This is a genomic window from Selenomonas sp. oral taxon 138 str. F0429 (assembly GCF_000318175.2).
GTDB classification, from domain to species: domain Bacteria; phylum Bacillota; class Negativicutes; order Selenomonadales; family Selenomonadaceae; genus Centipeda; species Centipeda timonae.
In genome coordinates this window covers 280,860-304,969 of sequence record NZ_KB290930.1, presented here as the reverse complement: position 1 = coordinate 304,969, position 24,110 = coordinate 280,860, and the positions used below count along the sequence as shown (strand labels likewise).

24 protein-coding genes and 1 riboswitch are annotated in these 24,110 nt (G+C 50.6%); of the genes, 14 read left to right on the top strand and 10 right to left on the bottom strand.

Annotation, left to right across the window (positions count from 1 at the left end; genetic code table 11):
- From purM to purD, 4 genes are read left to right on the top strand one after another with little or no spacing between them, the layout of a single operon-like run.
- Positions 1-1,050 carry a phosphoribosylformylglycinamidine cyclo-ligase gene (gene purM / locus HMPREF9163_RS02965; protein ID WP_009440169.1) on the top strand — a complete coding sequence of 350 codons (1,050 nt, stop codon included), beginning with the start codon at positions 1-3 and terminating at the stop codon, positions 1,048-1,050.
- On the top strand, positions 1,043-1,675 hold the full coding sequence (gene purN, locus HMPREF9163_RS02960; protein WP_009440168.1) for a phosphoribosylglycinamide formyltransferase: 633 nt from the start codon (positions 1,043-1,045) through the stop codon (positions 1,673-1,675). The genes purM and purN overlap by 8 nt, the downstream gene beginning before the upstream one ends.
- Entirely contained in the window at positions 1,672-2,265 is a 594-nt protein-coding gene (locus HMPREF9163_RS02955) for an MGS-like domain protein (RefSeq protein ID WP_009440167.1), read from the top strand. Before purN ends, HMPREF9163_RS02955 begins: the two co-directional genes overlap by 4 nt.
- Before the next feature lie 10 nt (positions 2,266-2,275).
- The gene (gene purD / locus HMPREF9163_RS02950; RefSeq protein WP_009440166.1) at positions 2,276-3,535 is read left to right on the top strand and encodes a phosphoribosylamine--glycine ligase; all 1,260 of its coding nucleotides are present in this window, start codon (positions 2,276-2,278) and stop codon (positions 3,533-3,535) included.
- 50 nt (positions 3,536-3,585) lie between these two features.
- On the opposite strand, the gene HMPREF9163_RS02945 is transcribed toward purD, so the two are convergent.
- Positions 3,586-4,350 (bottom strand): HAD hydrolase family protein, encoded by a 765-nt coding sequence (locus tag HMPREF9163_RS02945; protein ID WP_009440165.1) that lies wholly within the window; start codon positions 4,348-4,350, stop codon positions 3,586-3,588.
- Between the two features lie 159 nt (positions 4,351-4,509).
- On the opposite strand from HMPREF9163_RS02945, the gene HMPREF9163_RS02940 reads away from it, so the two are divergent.
- The 9 genes from HMPREF9163_RS02940 (at position 4,510) to HMPREF9163_RS02900 (ending at position 14,827) form a co-directional block, all read left to right on the top strand.
- Complete coding sequence (locus tag HMPREF9163_RS02940) at positions 4,510-5,847, top strand: MATE family efflux transporter (protein WP_037345899.1); 1,338 nt, start codon at positions 4,510-4,512, stop codon at positions 5,845-5,847.
- A gap of 119 nt (positions 5,848-5,966) precedes the next feature.
- Positions 5,967-6,198: riboswitch (cobalamin riboswitch) on the top strand.
- A gap of 170 nt (positions 6,199-6,368) precedes the next feature.
- The gene (nikB, locus tag HMPREF9163_RS02935) at positions 6,369-7,292 is read left to right on the top strand and encodes a nickel ABC transporter permease (protein ID WP_037345897.1); all 924 of its coding nucleotides are present in this window, start codon (positions 6,369-6,371) and stop codon (positions 7,290-7,292) included.
- Positions 7,289-8,101: a nickel transporter permease gene (nikC, locus tag HMPREF9163_RS02930; RefSeq protein WP_009440162.1), complete on the top strand. Its 813-nt coding sequence runs from the start codon at positions 7,289-7,291 to the stop codon at positions 8,099-8,101. Before nikB ends, nikC begins: the two co-directional genes overlap by 4 nt.
- An 11-nt stretch (positions 8,102-8,112) precedes the next feature.
- Positions 8,113-9,678, top strand: a complete 1,566-nt coding sequence (locus HMPREF9163_RS02925) for an ABC transporter substrate-binding protein (RefSeq protein WP_009440161.1) — start codon at positions 8,113-8,115, stop codon at positions 9,676-9,678.
- Between the two features lie 18 nt (positions 9,679-9,696).
- A complete protein-coding gene (locus HMPREF9163_RS02920) occupies positions 9,697-10,494 on the top strand; it encodes an ABC transporter ATP-binding protein (protein WP_009440160.1) in 798 nt (265 codons plus the stop codon).
- Entirely contained in the window at positions 10,475-11,305 is an 831-nt protein-coding gene (locus HMPREF9163_RS02915; RefSeq protein ID WP_009440159.1) for an ABC transporter ATP-binding protein, read from the top strand. Before HMPREF9163_RS02920 ends, HMPREF9163_RS02915 begins: the two co-directional genes overlap by 20 nt.
- Positions 11,306-11,520: 215 nt before the next feature.
- Positions 11,521-12,147, top strand: a complete 627-nt coding sequence (locus HMPREF9163_RS02910) for a DUF47 domain-containing protein (protein WP_009440158.1) — start codon at positions 11,521-11,523, stop codon at positions 12,145-12,147.
- The gene (locus tag HMPREF9163_RS02905; RefSeq protein WP_009440157.1) at positions 12,140-13,138 is read left to right on the top strand and encodes an inorganic phosphate transporter; all 999 of its coding nucleotides are present in this window, start codon (positions 12,140-12,142) and stop codon (positions 13,136-13,138) included. The genes HMPREF9163_RS02910 and HMPREF9163_RS02905 overlap by 8 nt, the downstream gene beginning before the upstream one ends.
- Before the next feature lie 72 nt (positions 13,139-13,210).
- Complete coding sequence (locus HMPREF9163_RS02900) at positions 13,211-14,827, top strand: nucleoside kinase (protein ID WP_009440156.1); 1,617 nt, start codon at positions 13,211-13,213, stop codon at positions 14,825-14,827.
- 60 nt (positions 14,828-14,887) lie between these two features.
- Here the strand turns inward: HMPREF9163_RS02900 and HMPREF9163_RS02895 are convergent, their stop codons facing one another.
- The 9 genes from HMPREF9163_RS02895 to hisG form a co-directional block, all read right to left on the bottom strand.
- Positions 14,888-16,276 (bottom strand): pyruvate carboxylase subunit B, encoded by a 1,389-nt coding sequence (locus HMPREF9163_RS02895; RefSeq protein WP_009440155.1) that lies wholly within the window; start codon positions 16,274-16,276, stop codon positions 14,888-14,890.
- A gap of 203 nt (positions 16,277-16,479) precedes the next feature.
- Positions 16,480-17,184: a bifunctional phosphoribosyl-AMP cyclohydrolase/phosphoribosyl-ATP diphosphatase HisIE gene (gene hisIE, locus HMPREF9163_RS02890; protein WP_009440154.1), complete on the bottom strand. Its 705-nt coding sequence runs from the start codon at positions 17,182-17,184 to the stop codon at positions 16,480-16,482.
- On the bottom strand, positions 17,184-17,951 hold the full coding sequence (gene hisF / locus HMPREF9163_RS02885; protein WP_009440153.1) for an imidazole glycerol phosphate synthase subunit HisF: 768 nt from the start codon (positions 17,949-17,951) through the stop codon (positions 17,184-17,186). The genes hisIE and hisF overlap by 1 nt, the downstream gene beginning before the upstream one ends.
- Before the next feature lie 27 nt (positions 17,952-17,978).
- Complete coding sequence (gene hisA, locus HMPREF9163_RS02880; protein WP_009440152.1) at positions 17,979-18,701, bottom strand: 1-(5-phosphoribosyl)-5-[(5-phosphoribosylamino)methylideneamino]imidazole-4-carboxamide isomerase; 723 nt, start codon at positions 18,699-18,701, stop codon at positions 17,979-17,981.
- Entirely contained in the window at positions 18,698-19,321 is a 624-nt protein-coding gene (gene hisH, locus HMPREF9163_RS02875) for an imidazole glycerol phosphate synthase subunit HisH (RefSeq protein WP_009440151.1), read from the bottom strand. The genes hisA and hisH overlap by 4 nt, the downstream gene beginning before the upstream one ends.
- Positions 19,322-19,330: 9 nt before the next feature.
- Positions 19,331-19,930 carry an imidazoleglycerol-phosphate dehydratase HisB gene (hisB, locus tag HMPREF9163_RS02870; RefSeq protein WP_009440150.1) on the bottom strand — a complete coding sequence of 200 codons (600 nt, stop codon included), beginning with the start codon at positions 19,928-19,930 and terminating at the stop codon, positions 19,331-19,333.
- A complete protein-coding gene (gene hisC / locus HMPREF9163_RS02865) occupies positions 19,927-20,991 on the bottom strand; it encodes a histidinol-phosphate transaminase (protein WP_037345790.1) in 1,065 nt (354 codons plus the stop codon). The genes hisB and hisC overlap by 4 nt, the downstream gene beginning before the upstream one ends.
- A complete protein-coding gene (hisD, locus tag HMPREF9163_RS02860) occupies positions 20,991-22,331 on the bottom strand; it encodes a histidinol dehydrogenase (RefSeq protein WP_009440148.1) in 1,341 nt (446 codons plus the stop codon). The genes hisC and hisD overlap by 1 nt, the downstream gene beginning before the upstream one ends.
- Positions 22,328-22,993, bottom strand: a complete 666-nt coding sequence (gene hisG / locus HMPREF9163_RS02855; RefSeq protein ID WP_037345787.1) for an ATP phosphoribosyltransferase — start codon at positions 22,991-22,993, stop codon at positions 22,328-22,330. Before hisG ends, hisD begins: the two co-directional genes overlap by 4 nt.
- A 160-nt stretch (positions 22,994-23,153) precedes the next feature.
- On the opposite strand from hisG, the gene HMPREF9163_RS02850 reads away from it, so the two are divergent.
- Positions 23,154-24,110 carry a D-2-hydroxyacid dehydrogenase gene (locus HMPREF9163_RS02850; RefSeq protein ID WP_037345784.1) on the top strand — a complete coding sequence of 319 codons (957 nt, stop codon included), beginning with the start codon at positions 23,154-23,156 and terminating at the stop codon, positions 24,108-24,110.

The following is a 24,110-nucleotide window of genomic DNA, read 5'->3' as shown; positions in this document are numbered from 1 at the left end:
ATGGAGAAAATGACCTACCGCGATGCGGGCGTTGACATTGATGCCGGAAATGAATCCGTGTCCATGATAAAGGACTGTGTACGCGCGACCTATCGTCCCGAGGTGCTGGGCGATCTCGGCGGCTTCGGCGGATTGTTTGCCCTCAATACGAAGGACTATAAAGAACCCGTACTCGTATCCGGTACGGATGGTGTCGGAACGAAACTGCGCCTTGCCTTCCTGTTGAACAAGCACGATACGATCGGACAGGATGCCGTCGCCATGTGCGTGAACGACATCCTTGTGCAGGGCGCAGAGCCTCTGTTCTTTCTTGACTATCTCGCCGTCGGCAAGCTCGAACCTGCTCAGGTCGCCGAAGTGGTCACAGGCGTTGCACGCGCCTGTAAGGAATCCGGCTGCGCCCTGATTGGCGGTGAGACAGCAGAGATGGCAGGCTTCTATCCCGTCGGGGAATATGATATTGCAGGCTTCTCGGTCGGTGTGGCGGAGCGCTCCAAGCTCATTACGAGCGCACGTGTCAAGGCGGGAGACATACTGCTCGGTCTGCCATCCTCGGGCGTGCACTCGAACGGCTACTCGCTGGTACGTAAAATCGTATTTGAACACAAGGGATTCAAGGGCAATGAGTTCATAGAGGAACTCGGCAAGAGCATCGGCGAGGAACTGCTGACGCCGACCCGCCTCTATCCACGCATCTGTCTGCCTCTGATTCGAGAATTTGACATTCACGGCATGGTGCATATTACGGGCGGCGGATTCTATGAGAATATTCCGCGTGCACTTCCCGAGGACAGGAGCGCAGAGGTGGACGGCGCTGCCTGGCAGATGCCGCCGATCTTCCGTCTGCTCCAGGAGTGGGGCAATGTGGACTGGGCGGAGATGTACCGCACGTTCAACATGGGCATCGGCATGGTGCTGATCGCTGCACCCGAGGAAGCGGAGCGCATTGTATCCCATCTGCACGCACAGGGCGAGATCGTTCACCGCATCGGCCATGTGACCGAGGGCGCACACGAAATCGTCATCAAGGGCGGTGTCTTTGATGCGTAAGGAGAGACTGGGCATTCTCTGCTCTGGACGAGGTTCTAATCTCGCCTCCATCATCGAGGCGGTCGAGCGCGGCGATATTCCTGCGGAGATCGCTGTCGTCATCGCGGACAAGGCGGATGCCTATGCACTCGAACGCGCACGTGAAAAGGGCATCCCCGCCGTGCCCGTCATCTATCGGGACTATGCGGAGCGTGCGGATTTCGAGCGGGCTCTGCTCAAAAAATTGCAGGCACACGGCGTGACCCTTGTCGTACTTGCAGGATTTATGCGCATCCTGTCGCCGATCTTCGTCCACGCATATACAGGACGCATATTGAACATTCATCCCGCACTCCTGCCGAGTTTTCCCGGGGCACACGCCCATCGCGACGCACTCGCATACGGTGTCAAGGTCAGTGGATGTACCGTGCACTTCGTGGATGAGGGCATGGACTCCGGCCCCATCATCATGCAGGCGGCAGTGCCTGTTCTGGAAGGGGATACGGAAGAGACGCTTGCCGCCAGGGTTCTGGAACAGGAGCATCGTATATTTCCTGCATCCATCAAACTCTATGTCGAAGGCAGACTGCGTGCGGATGGGCGAAAGGTACAGATTCTGCCCGTCGCTGAAGGAGGATCATTATGAAGATAAAACGTGCCCTAATCAGTGTGTCCGATAAGACCGGCGTTGTTGAGTTTGCACGCGTTCTACACAAGGCAGGCGTAGAGATCGTATCTACGGGGGGAACGATGAAGACGCTACGAGAGGCAGGTATTCCTGTCGTCTATGTCAGCGATGTGACGGGATTCCCGGAGATTATGGACGGCCGCGTCAAGACCCTGCATCCCTTTGTGCATGGAGGAATTCTTGCTGTACGTGGAAATCAGACGCACGAGAAGGCATTGCGCGAGCTGAAGATCACACCGATCGATCTTGTCGCCGTCAACCTCTATCCCTTTAAGGAGACGGTCGCAAATCCCAATGTGACTCTTGCCGAAGCTGTCGAACAGATCGACATTGGCGGGCCCGCGATGATCCGCGCGGCGGCGAAGAATTTCAAATTTGTCACCGTAATCACAAATCCGGAACGCTACGCAGAGATTGCCGAGAAGATTCAGAAGGACGGCGCTGTCGACGGTATGACGCGCATGCGGCTTGCCCATGAGGCGTTTGCACATACGGCGGATTATGACAGTGCCATCAATGCCTATCTTTCGCAGCAGCTAGAAAAATGAGGAACGCAACGTGAATATTCTCGTAATCGGATCGGGCGGACGTGAACACACGCTCTTCCAAAAGCTCACAGAAAGCCCGCAGGCGGACAAAGTCTATGCGATCCCCGGAAACCCCGGCATGGGAGAGATGACAGACATCTCTGTGGAGGATAATGCAGCAATTCTTCGTTTTGCCAAGGAGAAGGAGATCGGTCTCGTTGTGGTCGGCCCCGAGGTTCCCCTGATGAACGGGCTTGTAGATGAGCTCGAATCGGCGGGAATCCGCGCCTTCGGGCCTCGTGCCAACGCCGCAGAGATCGAGGGCTCCAAATCCTTTGCGAAGGATCTCATGAAGAAGTACGGCATCCCGACAGCACGCTATGAAGTCTTCACGGAGGCAGAGCCTGCACGTGCATACATCCGTCGTGAAGGTGCGCCGATTGTCGTCAAGGCAGATGGTCTTGCGGCAGGGAAGGGCGTCATTGTCGCCATGAGTGAGCAGGAGGCGCTTGACGCCGTGAATGCAATCATGGAGGACAACTCCTTTGGAGATGCGGGGGCTCGTGTTGTCATCGAGGAATTCATGGAAGGGGAGGAGGCATCCCTTCTCGCTTTCACAGATGGAAAAACCATTCGTCCCATGATCAGCGCACAGGATCACAAGCGCGCTTTTGACGGTGACAAGGGTCCCAATACAGGCGGTATGGGAACCTATGCACCTGCACCGGTCATGACGCCTGAGATGATTGATCGTGCAACTGAGGAGATTCTAAAGCCGACGATTGCCGCCATGGCAAAGGAAGTGCGGCCCTATAGCGGATGCCTCTATCTCGGTCTCATGATTACGGAAAAAGGACCGAAGGTGGTGGAGTTCAACGCCCGCTTCGGCGATCCCGAAACACAGGTTGTCCTGCCGCTTTTGGATGGGGATCTCGTACAGATTATGTGTGCCTGTGCCGACGGCACGCTTGCAGATGTGCCGATTCACTGGAAGGATGGCGCGGCTGTCTGTGTTGTTCTGGCAGCGGGCGGCTATCCCGCATCCTACGAAAAAGGGAACGAGATTCACGGGATTGCAGATGCCGAGAAAACAGGGGCGCTTGTCTTCCATGCAGGAACAGCAGAGAAGGAAGGCAAACTCGTCACAAACGGCGGACGCGTACTCGGCGTTGTCGGTATGGGCGAGGACATTGCATCTGCTGTGCATTCTGCCTATGCGGCAGTGGAGAAAATCTCCTTCAAGGACGCGTACTATCGCAAAGACATTGCACATCGCGCGCTGCATCGCTAAAAAAGGACTTCTGTCGAATTTGCTCGGCAGAAGTTCTTTTTTAGTGGTAATTATTTTATAGATGATCGCGCAGCATTGCACCGACTGAATCGTAGACCGCACGCGCCGCCTCGTGCATAAACGGCTGGGCGCGGCGCACGGTATAGCCGCCATATTTTTCGATCATCGCGAGATCGTTGCGGGTCATCTCCGATGATGAACAGATCGTGCGCCTCCCAGCCCATATGACGGACAAAATCTGCAATGCCCATACTTTTATTCACGCCTGCACGATTGAGATCAAGAAATTGGCGATTCATATTTCCCGTAAATATGTTCGGGAAATCCGAATCAATCGCTGCAAAAGCCGCAAGAGTTTCTTCTCGGTCACGGAATCGCATCCCCATCTGGACAACATCCTTGAGACGTAGAGCCTCCTCTATTGTATTCAGCGGCGTAAGATAGGAGGGTGGGACGTCCGTGCGCAGACGGTAGGTATAGGCACGCTCAGGCGTAAAAAATAACATGCCGTCCGTATAGCTGCGAACGTGTTCCGAGCGGAAAAAGTCTCTCATTACCTCGCAGGAGAGCGGTGTAGAAATAAGGGGCGTACCATCTGTATAATGAATTGTCGCGCCGTTGCAGCAGATATAGAAATCTACAGGAATGTTATGTGCTCGCGTCTCCATCGCGATTAGGCTATAATCCCGCCCCGTCACAATGCCGAATTTATTTCCCGCACTGCGCCAGTCATGAATGGCTGTGATCGTCTCTGCAGCAACGCCTTCATGAGGAACAGATAGTGTGCCATCATAATCACTGAATGCTATTTTCATAGACTTTCTCCCTCCGATTGATCCTCCATATTCCCGCTAAGACCAAACTACAGTATTTCAGGTCACTTGTCAATTCATATTCATATATGGTTGACAAGAATTATCATTGTGTGATAGTTTGTTGACTTGGAATCATGGGAAAATATGGGGGATAATATTGTGCTGACATCCTACGACAGGAATTATTTACGGATTGGTCTGCCCGCAGCGCTCGAGGGCGTGCTTATGATCTTCCTCAGCAATGCGGATATCATCATGGTCGGGACGCTCGGGACAGGGGCGATTGCAGCTGTCAGCATCTTTACGCAGCCGCGCATGATGCTGCTCACCGTTGCACGTTCGGTGGCGGCAGCTGTGACCATCCTGATTGCAGAGCGCTTTGGACAAGACCGACACGATACCTACGGGGATATTTTGAAAAAGACCATGGTCTTAGTCGTCGTTTTTCTTGGACTTGCACATATTGGATTTTTCATCCATCTCGATTCAATCCTGATCTGGATGGGGGCACAGCAGGACTACCTTCCCGACGCGATGATCTACGGCCTCTGGACACTTCCCGCTGTCTTTATCACATCTGTCACGACGCTGATGCAGGCAGTCATGTTTGGACGCGGAGAGTCTATGAGCGTTCTCTCGATCAATATACAGGGGAATGTTGTCAATGTCGTGCTTAACGCACTTTTGATCTTCGGTCTCGGACCGTTCCCGGAGCTTGGCCTACTCGGTGCCGCACTCGGGACAGTCGGTGGGACAATATGGTCGTTCCTTCTGACCGTTCACGTACTCTCTGCGTGGAGGATATTCGATCAGGGCAACTATCGTCTGACACGCGCCTATCTCCGCGAATTTCTCGGCGTATTCGGTGGTATTTTCAGCGAGCAGGGATTTGAACGCATCGGCATGGTCGTATATACACGCATGGTGGCGGAACTTGGAACGATTCCCTATGCAGTACACTCCATTGCGATGAATTTCTGCGATTTCTACTATAATTTCTGCAACGGGATGGGAAAGGCGAGCACCGTGCTTGCAGGGCACAGTCGCGATCAGAACAAGACCGATGAATGGCGGCGCTATCTGTGGACGGGAATGCGTTGGAGCCTCACCTTCTCTATCGTCGCATTTCTTTTGACCTATGTATTTCGTGCGGAGATCTTTGGAATCTATGCACATGATCCTGAACTTTTCCCGCTCGGCAGCCTTATCATTGCATATGTAGCTGTTGTCAGCTTTCCGGAAGCATATCAGATGGTATGCGCGGGTATTCTGCGCGCCAGCGGTAAGACAACGCAGGTTGCTGCATATTCCTTTATCAGTATAACCGTACTGCGCCCAATCATTACCTATGTATTTCTCTACGAACTGCATATGGGACTAGAGGGTGCATGGCTGTCACTGGCACTCGATCAGAGTATGCGGGCTGCCTGTGCTGCCGTACTCCTGCGTAAGGTATATCATAAAAGACATTCAGATCATGCATTGAATCCATGTTAATAAAGAATAGTTGTAAATTACTGAGGACTTATGGACTATTCTAATAAAACAATCTGAAATAGATGTCTTGACAAGCATATCCAATACAGATATACTATGACAGAAGTTTTCTTAAAAACTGAATAGGATACGTTGCGAGTGTCGGCGGCTGATATATACTTTTGATACAGTCTGCTGAGCGATGAGAGGAAAACGCGTGCAATGCCCGTGCTGTCCCGCAGCCGTAAATAGGGAGCATTCTTCCACAGGCATGGAGCCTGTGCCTGTAAAGTCACTGGAATAAAATCCGGGAAGGCGGAAGAATGCAGCGATCTATGAGCCGGAAAGCCTGCTCGCAATAAGATTCATTGATGGACTCACGAGAGATGGGGAGATGGATGCACGATTTTCAGCACTGGGGGAGTGTTGCAAGGTCGTTGTTTTTTGTGTGCATTCTTCTGCCTGTCTCAAAAAGAGACAGGCAGTTTTATTTTGCAAATGACAACAAAGGAGTTGGGGAGTTGAGTGCAAAAGCAATCCTGATGCGTCTGGGGCAGATGATCATTACCTTGCTGGGGGTCAGTTTTCTGACGTTCAGTCTGACATTCATTGCACCGGGCGATCCTGTGGATGCGATTCTCGAAACCGGCGATACGATTGTATCACAAGAGACGATCGAGCGTACTCGTCACGAGTTGGGGTTGGATCGACCGTTCCACGAACAGTATCTCAGTTGGCTGAACGGTGTGGTACACGGGGATATGGGTCGTTCCTACTCGGCAAAAATGCCAGTGCAGGAAAAACTGCTGCAGAATCTTCCAGGAACACTGCTGCTTGCAGGCACGGCGGTGGTGATGATGCTTTTGATCTCCATTCCGGCAGGGGTGATTTCGGCACTGTACCGGAATCGATGGCCAGATCAAGTCATACGATTCTTCACCTTTCTCGGTGTCTCCATGCCGAGCTTCTGGGTAGGACTTATTCTGCTCTATGTGTTCGGTCTGAAGTTAGGGCTTTTCCCGATTGCAGGCGGAGAAGTCAGCCTTGATCGTATGGTTCTCCCTGCCTTTACACTTGCCATCCTGCTGTCGTCGAAGTATACGCGGCAGGTACGTACAGCAGTGCTTGAGGAGCTCGGACAGGACTACGTTACAGGTCTCAAGGCACGCGGCATGTCGATGCAGCGCATCCTCTGGCGGCACGTTCTGCCGAATGCATTCCTGCCGCTCATCACACTGCTTGGCCTTGCCATTGGCTGGCTGCTCGGCGGCGTTGCCGTCATTGAGATTGTCTTTTCGTGGCCGGGCATCGGACGTGTTGCTGTGCGTGCGATCGAAATGCGCGACTACCCGCTCCTGCAGGGCTTTGTTCTCTGGATTGCAACGCTCTATATGTTTGTGAATCTCATCGTTGATATATCCTATGCCTATCTTGATCCAAGACTTAGGAAGGGGGCGAAAGCATGACGCGGGATCAACTGCTGTTTCGTATCTATACAGGCATCATCCTGCTGATTGTGCTTGTCGCTATCTGTGCGTCGCTGATCTCATCGTACGATCCGTATGAGTCGCAGATTCAGAATTCACTTCTGCCGCCATCCGCTGAGCATTACTTCGGCACAGACAAGCTCGGACGCGATATCTTTACGCGTATCCTCTATGGTGCACGCATCTCGATCACGATGGCACTGATCGTTGTGATTATTTCGGGTGGTCTTGGGACATTGATCGGCGTGATCTCTGCCTATGTCGGCGGCAAGGTTGACAATGCCATCATGCGTCTGACCGACGTGTTCCTTGCATTTCCGGGCATTGTGCTTGCCATTGCGATTGCAGGTGTGCTCGGCGGCAGTGCAGTCAACGCAGTTCTCGCCGTTGTTATCGTGGGTTGGACAAAGTATGCGCGTCTTGCGCGCAGCCTGACCCTCAAGGTAAAACAGCAGGACTATCTTTCTGCAGCGATTACGAGCGGAACACGCCCGATTGCGATGATTCGTCGGCATATCCTGCCGAATATCATACCGATTATCATTGTGACCGCCGCACTCGACATCGGCGCACTCATGATGGAGCTCGCAGGTCTCTCCTTCCTCGGATTTGGTGCACAGCCGCCGACACCGGAGTGGGGACTCATGCTGAATGAGGGACGTCAGTTGATTCAGACGGCACCCTGGCTTATGATTTTCCCAGGACTTGCAATTGCTTCTGTGGTTGCAATCTTTAATCTATGGGGAGATAGTCTGCGGGATATTATGGACCCGCGCAAGGCAAATTAAAGGAGGAAAAAATGGGAAAGAAAAAAAGATGGCTGACAGCACTGCTCACAGGCTGTATGGCAGCTGCACTTCTGACGGGCTGCGGCGGCGGTCAGTCGGCGGGGGACAAGACGACGCTGAAGGTCGGTGTGACGAACTTCGCGGATACGCTTGAGCCGACGGAGAACTATTTCAGTTGGGTCGTCATGCGCTACGGCATGGGCGAGACGCTCGTCAAGTTCGACGAGAAGATGAATGCAACGCCGTGGCTCGCCGAAAGCTGGCAGATCGGTGACGATAAGCTGACATGGACGTTCAAGATCCGTGACAACATTAAGTTCTCAAATGGAAAGCCACTAACGGCGGAGGCAGTCAAAGCATCGCTTGAGCGTTCCTTTGCAAAGAATAACCGCGCCAAGACCTTTTTTGAGTATACGGAAATGACGGCGGACGGGCAGACACTCACGATCAAGACCGTGAAGCCGTCACCGAGCATGCCGGGCTTCCTTGCCGATCCTCTCTTCCTAATCGTGGATGTGTCCAGCGAGGGAGAGCGTGACTTTGCAAAGCAGGGTCCTATCTGCACAGGTCCCTATGTCTGCGAGTCCTTCGTCAAGGAAAAAGCCGTCATGAAGAAGAACCCGTATTATTGGGATGGGGAAGTACCGTATGAGACGGTCGAGATCCCGTCAATCGATGATCCGAATACGCGCGCAATGGCACTGCAGTCGGGTGAGGTCGATATGGCGGTCAACATCGCTGCCGGCGACATTGGGCTCTTCAACGACACGGCGAAGTTCCACATCGACCGTATTTCATCCCTGCGTACGGTTCTCGCCCGCATCAACAATAAGGGTATTCTCGGCGATCCGAAGGTACGTGCTGCGTTTATCTCAATGACGGATCGCAAGGCGTACAACGAAGTCATCCTGAAGGGAACCTTCATTCCGGGCAAGGCTCCGGTCCCCCCCTCTCTCGACTATGGCTTCGACCAGCTCACTGACCCGAATGCCTACAATGTTGACCGTGCAAATAAGCTCCTCGATGAGGCAGGTTGGAAGGATACGGACGGCGATGGTATTCGTGACAAAGACGGCAAGCCGCTTTCCGTTGACTTTATCATCTACAACAGCCGTGCAGAGCTGCCGATCTACGCAGAAGCAGTCCAGGCAGATGCGAAGAAGGTTGGCATTGATGTCAAGATCAAACCGGTCGACTACAACCTGCTCGATAAGATCGGTACCAGCGGCGAATATGATCTTTTGATTTCCAACATTACCACGGCAAATACGGGCGATCCCGAGATCTATCTCAACTGGTACTGGCGCACGAACGTCAACGGGGACAATCCACAGAACGGTTCCGGATACAGCAACCCCGCGTATGATGCAAAGTGCGCGGAACTCGCGGTTGAGTTTGATCCAGCAAAGCGCCGTCAGCTCATGATCGACATGCAGCAGATCCTGCTCAACGATGCAGCGGGACTCTTCCTCGGCTACCCCGAGACAAACATTGTCAGCTCGACAAAGATCACGGGTGCAATCATGCATCCGGCAGACTACTACTGGATCACCAACAAGATCAAACCCGCAAACTGATAAGGAGGAAAAGCCCGAATGTTGATTGAGGTGCGAGGGCTTAAAATCGCATACGAGGGCACGGAAATGGTGCACGGTGTGGACTTCACTCTCAGAGACGGGGAAGTTCTGACCATTGTCGGCGAAAGCGGCAGCGGAAAGACCACCGTCATTCGGGCGATGCTCGGCTGTCTGCCGCATGTCGGCAGGGTGACTGCGGGCGAGATCCTCTATGACGGCAAGGATATGACGAAATGCAGTGCCGAGGAATGGCGTCACGTCAGCGGCAAGACCGCCGCGATGATCTTTCAGGACAGCGGCAGCATGATGGATCCGATTCGGACCATCGGCGAGCAGTTCGTCGAGTATATTCAGACACATGACACAATGGGGGAGAAGGAGGCTGCGGCGCAGGCACAGGATATGCTGGCGCGCATGCACCTCTCCAATCCTGCAAACGTAATGAAGAGCTTTCCGTTTGAACTATCGGGCGGCATGCGTCAGCGTGTCGGGGTCGCAATGGCGATGTTCTTCAAGCCGGCACTCCTGCTTGCTGACGAACCAACGTCCGCGTTGGACGTGACCACGCAAGCACAGGTCGTCAATGAAATGATGGATATCTGCCAGAAGGATGGCACATCCATTGTCCTTGTGACGCACAACCTCGGTGTCGCGGCCTACATGTCGGATCAGATCATGGTCATGCAGAGTGGCAATGTCATCGAGCATGGCACTGCTGAAGAAGTCATTGAACATGCGCAGAAAGACTACACGAAGGAGCTTCTGCGTGCCGTACCACAGATTGGAGGGAAGCGTTATGACACAGTCGGAGCGTGAGATCATCCTGCGCATCGAGCATATCACTAAACGCTTCCCCCTTGAGGGCGGCAAAGTTCTTACGGCATGTGACGATGTGACATTTCCCGTATATCGTGGAGAAACCCTCGGTATTGTCGGTGAAAGCGGCTGTGGAAAAAGTACACTTGTGCGCACGCTGATGCAGCTTCATGCACCATCCGAGGGTCAAATCTTCTTCAGAGGCAAGGAGATTACGGGGCTGAAGGGCGAGGATGCGCGCAATATGCGGCGCAATATCCAGATGGTCTTTCAGGATCCTACAACATCCTTCAATCCGAAAATGAAGATTAAGGACATCATCTGTGAACCGTTGCGGAACTTCGGACTCCTCAAAGGGAGCGCACATGACAAGGCAGCTGAGCTGCTGCGTCTTGTCGATCTGCCCGAGGACTTTGCCGAACGCTATCCCGCAAATATGAGCGGGGGACAGCGTCAGCGCGTAGGAATTGCGCGTGCACTGGCATTGGAGCCGGAGATTCTGGTCTGTGACGAGGCAACAAGTGCACTGGATGTTTCCGTACAGGAAACCATTGTGGAGCTTCTCGTACGCATTCAACGTGAGCGGAATCTGACGATTCTTTTCATCTGTCATGACCTTGCACTCGTGTCACGTCTGTGCACACGTGTTGTCATCATGTACTTTGGAAAGGTTGTGGAGGAACTTGACGGGCGGGATCTCGCGCATGCGAAACATCCGTATACGCAGAAGCTCCTGAAGTCCGTATTCACACTCCTGCCGAAAGGTAAGGCACCGCGCATTGTCGTTCCGGAAGTCGAAATCCCTGCATAGCAGGAAGATCACATGACAGATAGATAAATTATATAGTAGAAGAGCAGCGATCTCATACGCTGCTCTTTTACTATTCCTTAGATAAATATTGAATTATAGCTGGAAAGCTTTTCAATTTATATCTTGCTGTCAATCTGAAATAATGATATTATTAGCTTGCGAGTCTTATTGTATATGCCTCCGATATTACATCTTCTTAGGGAGGATTCGGGTTTATGTTTAATTTCAAACAGAAGGATGATGAATTCTTCGACTTGTTCCTTGAGAGTGCAAAATTCTTTCATACAGGCGCATTGGTGCTGGATGATGTGATGAAGGATTACACCACAGCAAGCAAGAAAGTGGAAGAAATCAATCGCATTGAGCATGAAGCAGATGCCATTAATGACCGCATCATCGATAAGCTGAATCTCACGTTTATTACCCCGATTGATCGTGAAGACATATACGCGTTGGCAAACGATCTGGACGATGGTGTCGACCTCCTGCAAGGGATTTTGCAGCGCTATGATATGTACCGAATGGGGAAGCCCATGCCGGGTGCAATCAACCTAACGAAGCTCCTTCTCTCTTCTACAGAAGAGGTCGTTCGTGCAGTGTCCTATCTCGAAAATATTCGAAAAAACCAAGTCCAAATACTGGATGCGTCCCACAAAATCGAACGCTATGAAAGCGAGGGGGATCTCATCTATCGGAGTGAGGTTGCCTACCTTTTTGAAAATGAAAAAGACCCCATCGAACTGATTCGATGGAAAGATGTCTTGGAGCAGTTGGAGGATACGCTGGATCATTGTGAACTCATTGCGGATATGCTGCGGGGAGTGGTAATGAAATATGCCTGATTTCCAGCTCTTGATTTTTTTGGTTATACTCTTAGCGCTCATATTTGATTTCATCAACGGCTTTCACGATACTGCAAATGCGATTGCTACTTCCGTTTCTACCCGCGCCATCCATCCGCAGCATGCAATCATCATGGCTGCCGTACTCAACTTCTTCGGTGCTATGTATAGTACAGGGGTTGCAAAGACCATCGGTTCCGATATTGTCAAATCGGCTTCCCATGTAGATGAACACGTTTTGATTGCAGCGCTCTTCGGCTCTATTATCTGGAATATTATTACATGGAGATTTGGCATACCGTCCAGCAGTTCCCATGCCCTGATTGGCGGCCTGATCGGAGCGGTCATGATGTCTGCCTCCGGTGCTGATGGATTGAACTTTTATGGGATTGGCAAAATCATCCTGTCTCTGATTCTTTCCCCACTTGTCGGAATGGCATTGGGATGCGTCATTATGTTGCTGTTATTCCGCTTTTTTGGTCGTTTTCGACCTACGGCGATTAACGGTAAATTTAAGAAAATGCAAATTTTAACAGCAGCAACCATGGCGTTTTCACACGGCTCCAACGATGCGCAGAAATCAATGGGTATTATTACATTGGCGCTCCTTGCTGGCGGATATATTGATGTCTTTGAAGTTCCGACCTATGTCAAGGTACTCGCAGCCACTGCTATGGCCTGTGGAACGGCGGTAGGCGGCTGGCGTATCATCAAGACAATTGGCGGAAAAATATTTAAGCTCCAGCCGATTTCTGGATTTGCGGCAGACCTCAATTCTTCCATCATCATATTCGGTGCAACCCTTTTGCATCTCCCGGTCAGCACCACACATGTTGTTTCCGGCTCGATCATGGGGGTTGGTGCGGCAAAGCGCATCAACGCTGTCCGTTGGGGCGTAGCGCAGCAAATGGTTGTCGCTTGGGTGATGACGATTCCCTGCACTGCGGTTATGGGAGCAATTACATATCATTTTGTTCTGTTATTCATATAATATGAATTTGAAAAATCCTGCTCTGCCAATGAGCAGGATTTTTATATAAAGAGAAAGAAAAGGGGATTCATCATGGAAAAAAGATTGATTCAAATGGCTGAAAAAGCACAGGGGGACTATTCCAGTCCGATCGTTGCAGTAAAGCTCAATGGTGAAGTGCGTGATATTCAAACGCCATTCTCCGAAAGCGATACCATAAGTTTTATTGAACTTAATTCATCACTGGGATGGAAGATTTATCGGCGCTCTGTACTTTTTCTATTAATTGCTGCAGTAAGCAAAATAGAAAAAAATGCCGAGGTTATTGCAAAGTTTACGGTAAACAAAGGTCTCTATTGTGAGATCAAGCTTCCCGGCAGGGAGATTGATCCTGCGTTTATTGCAAAAGTGGATCGCACCATGCGCGCAATGATCTCAGAGAATATTCCCATTATCAAGCATAGTATTCAACGAACAGAAGCGATTGAACGCTTTCAAAAACTAGGCCAATCAGGTAAAGTAAATCTGCTCTCCGAACTCTCCCAGGATATCATCAGCATATATACCTGCGAGGAATATACTGATTATCTATATGGCCCTATGCTTTATGAAACAAAGTATCTGGATCGTTTTGAGCTGGATCATGAGTCCTTTGGTGTCCTGATCCGAACACCGGATGAGAGAACGTATGGGCAGATCAGAAAGCGTGTCAGCCAGCCTAAGTTTGGCTCAATCCTTGCAGAATCTAAAGCATGGGCTGATATTTTGGACTGTCGCTTTATCTCTGATCTGAATCGCATCAATAGGGAGCAAGCCATTGGTGAGCTGATCCGAATCTCGGAAGGGCTGCAGGAAAAACGAATTGCCCAGATTGCAGATCATATTGCTTCCAATCGTGAAGATGTTCGTCTGATCCTGATTGCGGGTCCCTCCTCATCCGGAAAGACTTCGTTTGCGCAGCGACTTCGCATTCAGCTGCGTGTCAACGGTCTTCGTCCAGTGATGATTTCTCTGGATGATTATTTCCTCAACCGCGAGGATACACCGCTCAACGAAAAGGGACAGTATGACTATGAGTCCCTTGATGCCCTTGATACGAAGCTGTTTAATCAGGATATGCTTGCGCTTCTGGCAGGGCAGGAAGTACAGATTCCACGGTATAATTTTATTACTGGCATGCGCGAATGGAAGGAAGATGCATTCCTCTCCATTCACAGCGATCAGCCTATCATTATCGAAGGAATTCACGCACTCAATGAATATCTGACAAAGGATATCCCGCGCAAGAACAAGTATAAGATCTATATCAGCGCATTGACCCAGCTGAACATCGATGCACACAATCGAATTCCGACGACAGAGGTGCGTTTTCTGCGGCGTCTTGTACGCGACTATCAATTCCGCGGTGCAAAAGCACTCAAGAGTATTCGTCAATGGCCTGATGTCAGAGATGGAGAAGAGAAGTACATCTTTCCATTTCAGGAGGATGCAGATGTCTTGTTCAATTCTGCACTGATTTATGAAATCGGCGTCTTGAAGAAATATGCTGTACCACTTTTGGAAGAGATTGAGCGTGGGGAAGAGGGGTATACCGAAGCACGGCTGATCCTTCGTTTTCTGCAATACGTCAATGAAATCGACGCCATAGATGATATTCCAAACAACTCCATCCTTCGTGAATTTATCGGGAAATCGGTATTCTTTGCATAAAAAATGCTGTGGCTCTATCAATAGAGAGAGTCACAGCATTTTTAGATGTATTTCTACAGATTACTCTTTAACATAAGCGGTGATCGGCTTATAGTGTTTCTGGAAGAACTCCTCTGCAACCTGCGGGAAGAGTGCATAGGAGAGGACATCCTCATCGGACGGGTTAAGATAGCCCTTATTCTTGAGTTCCTCTTTAAACTCTGCAAACGTCGTTGCCTTCGCATCCTCGATGGAGCAGTCCTCAATAATCTCCCCAGGCGCAATGCCAAGTGTATCGGTCAAGAACTTGCGATCGATCTCAACAGGAGTTCTGCCGAACTTGCCGCGTGCGAGATCCTTGAACTCGGTCGGCACCATCTTGTAGCGCTCACCGGTCATAACATTGAAGGTTGCCATCGTACCGACAATCTGTGAGGACGGCGTAACGAGCGGGGGATAGCCGACATCTTTGCGTACGCGCGGCATCTCATCCAACAGATCCTGATACTTGTCCTCCATACCAGCTTCCTTGAGCTGGTTCGCAAGGTTGGAGAGCATTCCGCCGGGAATCTGGAAGTCTAGCACATTCGGGTTCACATCGAAATAGCCCTTGAGATTAAATGTCTTGATGAGATCCTGCTTTACCCCAAGGAAGTATTTCGAGATTGGCGTCATCGCCTGACGATCAAGCCCTGTATCGCGCTCCTCGCCTTCGAGCATTGCCACCATCGTCTCTGTACACGGCTGTGAAGTGTCGCTGGAGAAGGGGGCAAGTGCAGTATCAATGATATCGACACCTGCTTCGATCGCTTTCAGATAGGTTGCATGACCGAATCCAGAGGTGCAGTGCGTATGAAGATCAATGGGAATCTTTACCGCAGCCTTGAGCTTCTTAACAAGATCCTCTGCCACGTACGGCTTCAAAAGGCCTGACATATCCTTGATACAGACGGAATGACAGCCCATTTTCTCGAGTTCAACAGCCAGCTCGACAAAGCTCTCATTCGTGTGAACAGGGCTGATTGTATAGACCAGACAGCCTTGAACATGCGGCTTCTCAGGGCACTTGAGTGCCGCGTCAATCGCAACTTTGAGGTTGCGAATGTCATTGAGAGCATCAAAAATACGGAATACACCAATGCCATGCTCCGACGCCTTCTGGACGAACTTTTCCACGACATCATTGGAGTAATGATTATAACCAAGCAGGTTCTGACCACGGAGAAGCATTTGGATCGGAGTTTTGAGATTCTTCTTCAAAATATCCAAGCGCTCCCACGGATCTTCATCAAGGAAGCGCAGGCAGCTATCAAACGTAGCACCGCCCCATGCTTCAAGAGAATTGTAGCCAATGGCATCAAGTGCCGCAAGCTGCGGAAGCATATCCGAAATTCTCATGCGGGTTGCCAGCAGTGACTGGTGACCATCACGGAGGACAGTCTCAGTGATTTTGACCGGATTCTTTGCCATAAAAGAACACTCTCCTTGATTAAATAGTATAATCAAAAATTATATAACCCAATATCTAAATTATAGAATCAAATTGCGTTATTGTCAATGACAAGTTATAAAATTCACATATTTTTAGATGTCGCTTTCCGCTAAATTTTACCCCTCCCTCCAACTATCCATAATTACCATTATGGATAGTTGGAGGGAAGAAACGGGAAAAATTACATATCCGGACGCACTCCTGTTTTTCCTGCGAATTTGTGATAGTTCCCGCCGTTGTGTCTGCGCTTCAATTCTTCGAGCAGATCCTCCGGTGTCATGTTGTGATATGCGAGCAGTACCAGACAGTGATACCAGAGATCACCCATCTCATACAGTACATCCTCGCGGATATTGTTTTTGGACGCAATGATGGTCTCTGCCGTCTCTTCGCCGAGCTTTTTCAAAATCTTGTCCTGTCCCTTATCGAAGAGATAGTTCGTATAGGAGCCTTCGACCGGATGCAGTCTGCGGCTCTGAATCACTTGGTAGAGATCAGACAGGATCTCTGTCAGGGACATTTCATCCTCCGGCACAATCGGAACGATGCTGTTTTCGTCTGTACGATAGAGTTTGCGTCCGCTGAAGCACGAATACGTCCCCGTATGGCAGGACACACCTGTCTGCTTTACACGCAGCAAGATCGTATCGCCGTCGCAGTCATACGAGATCTCCTGCACACGCTGCACATTTCCTGATGTCTCGCCCTTTTTCCACAGTTTATTGCGGCTGCGGCTGTAGTAATACGCAAAGCCTGTTTCAATCGTTTTCTCAAGAGACTCGCGATTCATATATGCAAGCATGAGAACCTGATTGTTTTCTTCTTGGACAACCACTGGTACAAGCCCGCGCTCGTCAAATTTAATCACAGAGATGTCAATATCCATTAGAATCGTACCTCCAAACCGCGTGATTTTAGATATGTCTTTACTTCTTTTATGGATAACTCTCCATAGTGAAAGAGCGAGGCTGCCAATACGGCATCCGCTTTTCCCTCGGAGAGTACATCATAAAAATGCTCCAATTTACCCGCGCCGCCCGAAGCAATTACGGGTACATTCACACTCTCAGAGACCGCTCGCGTCAGTGCAATGTCATAGCCATTCTTTGTTCCGTCGGCATCCATACTGGTCAGCAGGATCTCTCCTGCACCAAGCGCGACAACATCCTTCGCCCACGCAATACAGTCTATCCCTGTAGGCGTCCTGCCGCCGTTAATATAGACTTCCCACGAGTCCGTGCCCTTACGACGTGCATCAATCGCAACGACAACGCATTGACTACCAAATCGCAATGCACCCTCGCGAATGATTTCCGGATGCTTCACTGCCGCTGTATTGACCGAAATCTTATCCGCCCCTGCATTTAGCATACGATGCATATCTTCTGCACTGCGAATTCCGCCTCCAACAGTAAGCGGGATAAAGACTTTCGAGGCACAGTCGGACACAACCTCAACCATTGTGTTTCGCTCTTCGTTCGAGGCGGTAATATCCAGAAATACAAGCTCATCCGCGCGCTCCTTATCGTAGCGTTCGGCAAGTTCCGTCGGGCTGCCCGCATCTCTCAGCCCGACAAAGTTTGTGCCCTTGACAACGCGCCCGTCTTTGACATCAAGGCAAGGGATAATTCGTTTCGCAAAGGTTTTCTTCAAGATGAAACCAATCCTTTCGAAATGCAGTCAACGTGCAGCTGCAATCGCCTCAGACAGCACAAGCGTACCTTCATAGATGGATTTACCGGCAATGACCCCGACAATCCCTTTCGATTCGTACTTCTTCAGTGCATGGATATCATCCAGCGATCGAACGCCGCCCGATGCGATGATGTCGATGCCTGATTCGGCTGCCAGTTTGGACGTTGCCTCAATGTTTACGCCCGAGAGCGTACCATCCCTTGAAATATCGGTGTATATAATGGTCTTCAGCCCGAAGGATGCAAGTTTCTTGGCAAGCGCAGCGGCTGTAATCCCACCCGATACGCCCCATCCATCAATGGCGACAATACCGTCCTTGGCATCAATTCCGACAGCGATACGATCACCATATCGATGACATGCCTCTTTGACAAGATCAAGATTCTGCACGGCAGCAGAGCCAAGAATAACGCGATGTACACCCAATTCCAAGGTCTTCTCAATCGTTTCAAGGCTGCGAATCCCGCCGCCAACCTCGATCGGAATCCGTACTGCGCTGAGGATACTCTTAATCGCATCTGTATTGCGTGGTTCCCCTGCAAGCGCTCCGTCCAGATCGACAACATGAAGGAACTCCGCCCCCTCCCGTTGCCAGCGAAGGGCAGTTTCCTCAGGTCGGTCACTGTATACGGTTTCTTGGGCAAAATCTCCTCGGAGCAGGCGGACACATTTTCCATCACGCAGATCAATCGCGGGAAAAATAATCATGTGCTTCCCTCCCCATGAACAAAGTTATGAATGATCTTCAGTCCGATATCCCCCGACTTTTCTGGATGAAATTGTGTAGCCATGATATTTCCGGCGGATATGGATGCCGTAATCTCCTCGCCATAGAAGCAGGTTGAGGAAATAATCGCTCGATCCTTCGGCAGCGCGTGATAGCTGTGGACAAAGTACGCGTAGGAATCCTGCGGAATTCCCGCAAACAAGCCTTTTTCCCTATGGTTTTCAGCGATATTCAAAGCATTCCAGCCCATATGGGGGATTTTTTCATGCGGGGCAGCAATTCTGGATACTCTCCCTTGCAGCAATCCCAGCCCCTCTACGCCCGAGGATTCCTCACTGCCTTCAAATAGTATTTGAAGTCCTACACAGATTCCAAGGAGCGGGATCCCGCGTCCAACCCCCTCCCGAATGGCAGGAATCAATCCCGACGCATTCAACTGATCCATGCAGTCGCCAAAAGCGCCCACACCCGGCAGAACGATTTTGTCCGCAGAGAGAATATCCGAAGCCGTACTGCTGACACGGACGTCTGCCCCTAAAGCAGAAAAGGCTTTCTCTACGCTGAACAGATTCCCAGCCCCATAATTTATAATTGCAATCATAGGATCACCTTACAAAACGCCTTTAGTAGACGGAATCGAATCACCCAGTCGCTCATCTTTCCCCACTGCAGCCCGCAGCGCGTGTGCAACGGCCTTAAAGACCGCCTCTACCTTGTGATGTGAATTCGTCCCATATAGGATCTTCACATGAAGCGTGATTCCCGCGTGAAACGCGAATGCGCGAAGGAACTCCTCCGTCAGCTCCGTATCATATCCGCCGATCATGGGCGCCATGGGTGCATCTCCAGGATCGTAGACGAGGAATGGACGTCCGCTGATATCCAGAACCGCCAGCACAAGAGTCTCGTCCATCGGGAGGTAAAACGATCCATAGCGGGATATGCCGCGCTTGTCTCCAATGGCCTCGTGGAATGCCTGCCCCATCGTAATGCCGATGTCCTCGACCGAATGATGCCCGTCGACTTCGATGTCCCCATCGCATTTGACATTCAGATCGAATTGCCCATGTGAAGCAAACAGCGTGAGCATATGGTCAAGAAAACCGATGCCCGTATCGATCTCAGATACTCCGCTACCATCCAGATCAATGGAGACTGCGACATCCGTTTCCGCTGTCGTGCGATGTATCTCTGCAAACCGTCTGCTCATGAATGTCCCTCCACAAAGGCTTTGATGATGCGATATACCTCGTCATTTTGATCCGCTCGTCCGATGGAGATGCGCAGCATATTTTCCAGCCCCGGGGCTTTTCCAAAGCTGCGCACGCCGATCCCATATCTGATGAGGTCTTCATTGAGCGCCTCTGCCTGTGCGTAATGAATCAGGAGAAAATTCGCATGGGACGGATAGACGGCCAAGCCTGTAAGAGCTTGATACCGTTCCTGCATACGTTCACGCTCGGCACAGATCATTTGAATCTGCGGCTCAAACTCCGTCCGCATCTGAAACACGGTATCTGCAATGACCAGCGACGGCACATTCATATGATACGGCATGTATGTCTTCGCAAGCATATCAATCACATCCTCGTGTGCCAGCATGTAGCCAACACGGCAGGAGGCAAGTGCGTACGCTTTTGAAAAGGTGCGCGCAACCATCATATGAGGATATTTTTTTAAAAGTGCTATGACGCTGTGCTCACAGAATTCCGCATACGCTTCATCGACAAGGAGTGCACAGGATATATGCGACGCAATATATTCGACTTCCTCCGCCGTCAATATCTGCCCCGTTGGATTATTCGGATTGCAGATAACGGCAAGAGATGCCTGACTTTGATTGACCTGCTGAACAAAGGCCTCCACATCAAGCTGATAATCAGGTCGCAAAGGAACAGGTACACCTGTGGCATCGGCAGCGGCAGCATAGATCGCATACATGGAAAAGGACGGGCTGGGATATACGATCCTATGCTCCTGATTACCGCCGAACGCATGGAATACCTTCTCTATGATTTCACTGGAACCATTCCCGATGATGACGTTTTCCCGTCGATATCCATACGCTTCTCCAATCTGCTCACAGAGCAAATCATATTCTTCGTTTGGATAGCGCGGAAATGCAATGCGTGACAGCCGTGTCATAACGCGGTCTTCAACCAGCGGCGGCAACCCTATATTAGATTCGTTTGCGTTTACTTTGATGTTCCAATCCTGTTCGCGCGTGTCGTACAGGGGCATATCTGCCAATCCGTCACGGTAGTTCAGCATCAGCATCCCCTCCTCATCTGAATTGCACGCGCATGTGCATCAAGCCCTTCTGTTTCGGCAAGATGGATGATGTCCTCACTCACATCATTCAGAGCCTCCTGCGTGTAGGATATGATACTTGTACGCTTCATAAAGGTCTCCACATTCAGCACAGAGTAGAAACGCGCCGTCCCGCCTGTCGGCAGCACATGATTCGGTCCTGCGAAGTAATCGCCAAGCGGTTCGGGAGAATACGGCCCGAGAAAAATCGCACCGGCACAGCGAATCTTTGGAAGGATATGGAACGAATCTCCAACAAGCAGCTCGATATGCTCCGGTCCCGACACATTGGCAAGATGTATCGCCTGATCCATATTTTCTGTGACGATGATGCGCCCGTGTCCCTCGAGCGAAGCGCGCGCTATATCCTTGCGCGGCAGCGTTTCCAGCTGCTTCCGAACCTCTGACAGAGACTCTTGTGCCAACTCCATATCAGTGGTGATGAGAATGCTCGATGCGAGAGGATCGTGTTCTGCCTGACTGAGCAGATCGGCTGCAACATATTCAGCGGAGGCACTTTCATCTGCCAAAATGAGGATCTCACTCGGTCCTGCCAGCATATCGATATCTACATGGCCGTACACCTCTTTTTTGGCAAGTGTCACAAAGATATTTCCGGGACCCGTAATTTTGTCCACACGCGGAACGCTCTCCGTGCCATACGCCATTGCCGCGATTGCCTGCGCGCCGCCGATCTTGAAGATCTTCTTTACGCCGAGCAGACGCGCTGCGACAAGAACGTACGGATTTATGACGCCATCCTTTGTCGGAACGGACATGATAATTTCCTCGACGCCCGCGACAACGGCAGGTATTGCATTCATGAGAACGGACGACGGGTATGCCGCCGTACCACCCGGGACGTAGATGCCAATGCGTGCGAGAGGCAGGACTGCCTGTCCCAGAATCGAACCGTGTGCGCGATAGGTCATCCATGAGCACGGCTTCTGCTCTTCGTGATAGGCAAAGATATTGTCTGCCGCCTTTTTCAACGAGGCAACGATCTTCGGGTCGGCAGCACGCTCTGCAGACAGAAACTCTTCCTCCGACACCATAAGATTACCATGGGTTAGTTCCACCCGATCCAATAATTCGGTATAGCGAAAAAGCGCCCGATCCCCCTCATGGCGAACTTCCTGAACAATGCGATGAACGAGTTCTGTGGCAGAAAGATCTTCTCCAAATATCTCCTGATTCTTCTTGCGGATGCCGTCACTGAGCGTGAGTTCATCAAAGGCTTTCTTCTTAAGCAGAAGTTCTGCCGCCTCCATTCCGACATCTGCAACAGAAACGATATTCATCGGCCTTCCCCACTTTCCAAAATGCGTTTCAAATCATTTACGATCCCGTATATGCGCTCAAATTTCAGCTTGAAGCTGACTCGATTGACGATGAGACGTGCGCTTACATCCATGATATGCACAATCTCCTCCAAGTCATTTTCGACAAGTGTCGTCCCTGTTTCCACGATATCGACAATGCTCTCCGACAAACCAACGATAGGTCCCAATTCGATGGAGCCATTGAGCTTGATATACTCCATCTGCATCCCCTGCTGCGCAAAGAATTTCTCCGCAATATGCGGATATTTCGTTGCAACGCGCGTATGTGCATAGTCCGTGAGACAACTGCGTTTTTCCTTGCGCGGCACAGCCATCATCAGACGGCATTTCCCAAATCCAAGATCCAGCAGTTCATAGACATCCTGCCCCGCTTCCAACAGCACATCCTTGCCGATGATGCCAATATCTGCAGCGCCGTATTCCACATAAGTCGGTACATCCGAAGTCTTAGCGATGATGAACCGCACTTTGATCGCATCATTCGATATGATGAGTTTACGAGATTTTTCACTCATATGCTCCGCAGTAATCCCGACCTTCTCAAACAGATCCGTGGACAGCAAAAACAGTTTTCCCTTGGGCAATGCAATCGTTAAATAATCATCAATACGTTGTTCCATATAATCCCCTTGCATCCTTTAGTCAATTAAAGAGTTAATACAGATGTATACTACCACGTTGTATGTAATAGGTCAATGCTTCCTTAAAGAGGATTTTTGGCACTCATCTCGAATAGACGATATAAACCTAAAAACTCATCCTCATGAAAAGGAGTATCAGATGACACTTCAAATACTATCATTGGTGAGATTGAGCGAGCAACAAATAGAACTGCTGTATCAGAGCTATGCCGACTGCAATGTCAGATGTATCCGCCCAACGGAACTCGGAGACGACATTCCCGATGTCAACATCCTGCTGGGCTATGATGCACAGATGGATTTGGAGAGATTTCTCCCACGTATGCCGCATCTGCAATGGATTCATACCTACAGTGCCGGAGTCGAGAAGCTGCTCTCAGACAAATCGTTCTCTCAATCCGAGATCTTGCTGACAAATTCGCGCGGCATTCACGGCATACCGATGGCGGAGCACGTTCTCGGAACAATGCTTGCCTCCAGCCGCTGTCTCATCGAAGCGTGGGAAAACCAAAAGGCACACGCATGGAAGCGCTTGAGTGCTGCCGATGAACTGTTTGGAAAAACGGCTGCAATCATCGGTCTGGGAAGCATCGGGCGGGAGATTGCAAAACATCTCAAAAACATGGGCATGCGTATCGTGGCTGTGAAGCAGAAGGAATCCACGGAGCCGTTTGTCGATCAACTGTTCAGCATTGACCATCTGCCAGATGCACTGTCCTGTGCGGACTACGTTATCGTCACGTTGCCACTGACACCTCAGACGAAAAAACTGTTCAACCTCCGTACGTTCAACATGATGAAAGAAAATGCCTTTTTCATCAATGTGTCCCGAGGCGATGTCGTAGAGGAAGCTGATTTAATCAAGGTACTCACAGAAAAACGCATTCGCGGCGCAGCTCTCGATGTCTTTACGACGGAACCTCTGCCGGAGGATTCACCGCTATGGGACGTGCCGAATCTCTTCATTACGCCGCATTACTCGGCAATATCTCCCATGTACTTAGACCGATCGCTCAAGATATTCCGCAACAATCTGCAAATCTTTCCGCAGCGCATCGGCATGCTGAACGTCGTCGACAAACTGCGTGGCTATTGA

Excerpts from the sequence above, each read along its gene's own strand:
- purM (WP_009440169.1), top strand. The coding sequence starts at position 1 with ATGGAGAAAATGACCTACCGCGATGCGGGCGTTGACATTGATGCCGGA.
- purN (WP_009440168.1), top strand. The coding sequence starts at position 1,043 with ATGCGTAAGGAGAGACTGGGCATTCTCTGCTCTGGACGAGGTTCTAAT.
- HMPREF9163_RS02955 (WP_009440167.1), top strand. The coding sequence starts at position 1,672 with ATGAAGATAAAACGTGCCCTAATCAGTGTGTCCGATAAGACCGGCGTT.
- HMPREF9163_RS02945 (WP_009440165.1), bottom strand. The coding sequence starts at position 4,350 with ATGAAAATAGCATTCAGTGATTATGATGGCACACTATCTGTTCCTCAT.
- nikB (WP_037345897.1), top strand. The coding sequence starts at position 6,369 with ATGCGTCTGGGGCAGATGATCATTACCTTGCTGGGGGTCAGTTTTCTG.
- nikC (WP_009440162.1), top strand. The coding sequence starts at position 7,289 with ATGACGCGGGATCAACTGCTGTTTCGTATCTATACAGGCATCATCCTG.
- HMPREF9163_RS02925 (WP_009440161.1), top strand. The coding sequence starts at position 8,113 with ATGGGAAAGAAAAAAAGATGGCTGACAGCACTGCTCACAGGCTGTATG.
- HMPREF9163_RS02920 (WP_009440160.1), top strand. The coding sequence starts at position 9,697 with ATGTTGATTGAGGTGCGAGGGCTTAAAATCGCATACGAGGGCACGGAA.
- HMPREF9163_RS02915 (WP_009440159.1), top strand. The coding sequence starts at position 10,475 with ATGACACAGTCGGAGCGTGAGATCATCCTGCGCATCGAGCATATCACT.
- HMPREF9163_RS02910 (WP_009440158.1), top strand. The coding sequence starts at position 11,521 with ATGTTTAATTTCAAACAGAAGGATGATGAATTCTTCGACTTGTTCCTT.
- HMPREF9163_RS02905 (WP_009440157.1), top strand. The coding sequence starts at position 12,140 with ATGCCTGATTTCCAGCTCTTGATTTTTTTGGTTATACTCTTAGCGCTC.
- HMPREF9163_RS02900 (WP_009440156.1), top strand. The coding sequence starts at position 13,211 with ATGGAAAAAAGATTGATTCAAATGGCTGAAAAAGCACAGGGGGACTAT.
- HMPREF9163_RS02895 (WP_009440155.1), bottom strand. The coding sequence starts at position 16,276 with ATGGCAAAGAATCCGGTCAAAATCACTGAGACTGTCCTCCGTGATGGT.
- hisIE (WP_009440154.1), bottom strand. The coding sequence starts at position 17,184 with ATGGATATTGACATCTCTGTGATTAAATTTGACGAGCGCGGGCTTGTA.
- hisA (WP_009440152.1), bottom strand. The coding sequence starts at position 18,701 with ATGATTATTTTTCCCGCGATTGATCTGCGTGATGGAAAATGTGTCCGC.
- hisH (WP_009440151.1), bottom strand. The coding sequence starts at position 19,321 with ATGATTGCAATTATAAATTATGGGGCTGGGAATCTGTTCAGCGTAGAG.
- hisB (WP_009440150.1), bottom strand. The coding sequence starts at position 19,930 with ATGAGCAGACGGTTTGCAGAGATACATCGCACGACAGCGGAAACGGAT.
- hisC (WP_037345790.1), bottom strand. The coding sequence starts at position 20,991 with ATGCTGAACTACCGTGACGGATTGGCAGATATGCCCCTGTACGACACG.
- hisD (WP_009440148.1), bottom strand. The coding sequence starts at position 22,331 with ATGAATATCGTTTCTGTTGCAGATGTCGGAATGGAGGCGGCAGAACTT.
- hisG (WP_037345787.1), bottom strand. The coding sequence starts at position 22,993 with ATGGAACAACGTATTGATGATTATTTAACGATTGCATTGCCCAAGGGA.
- HMPREF9163_RS02850 (WP_037345784.1), top strand. The coding sequence starts at position 23,154 with ATGACACTTCAAATACTATCATTGGTGAGATTGAGCGAGCAACAAATA.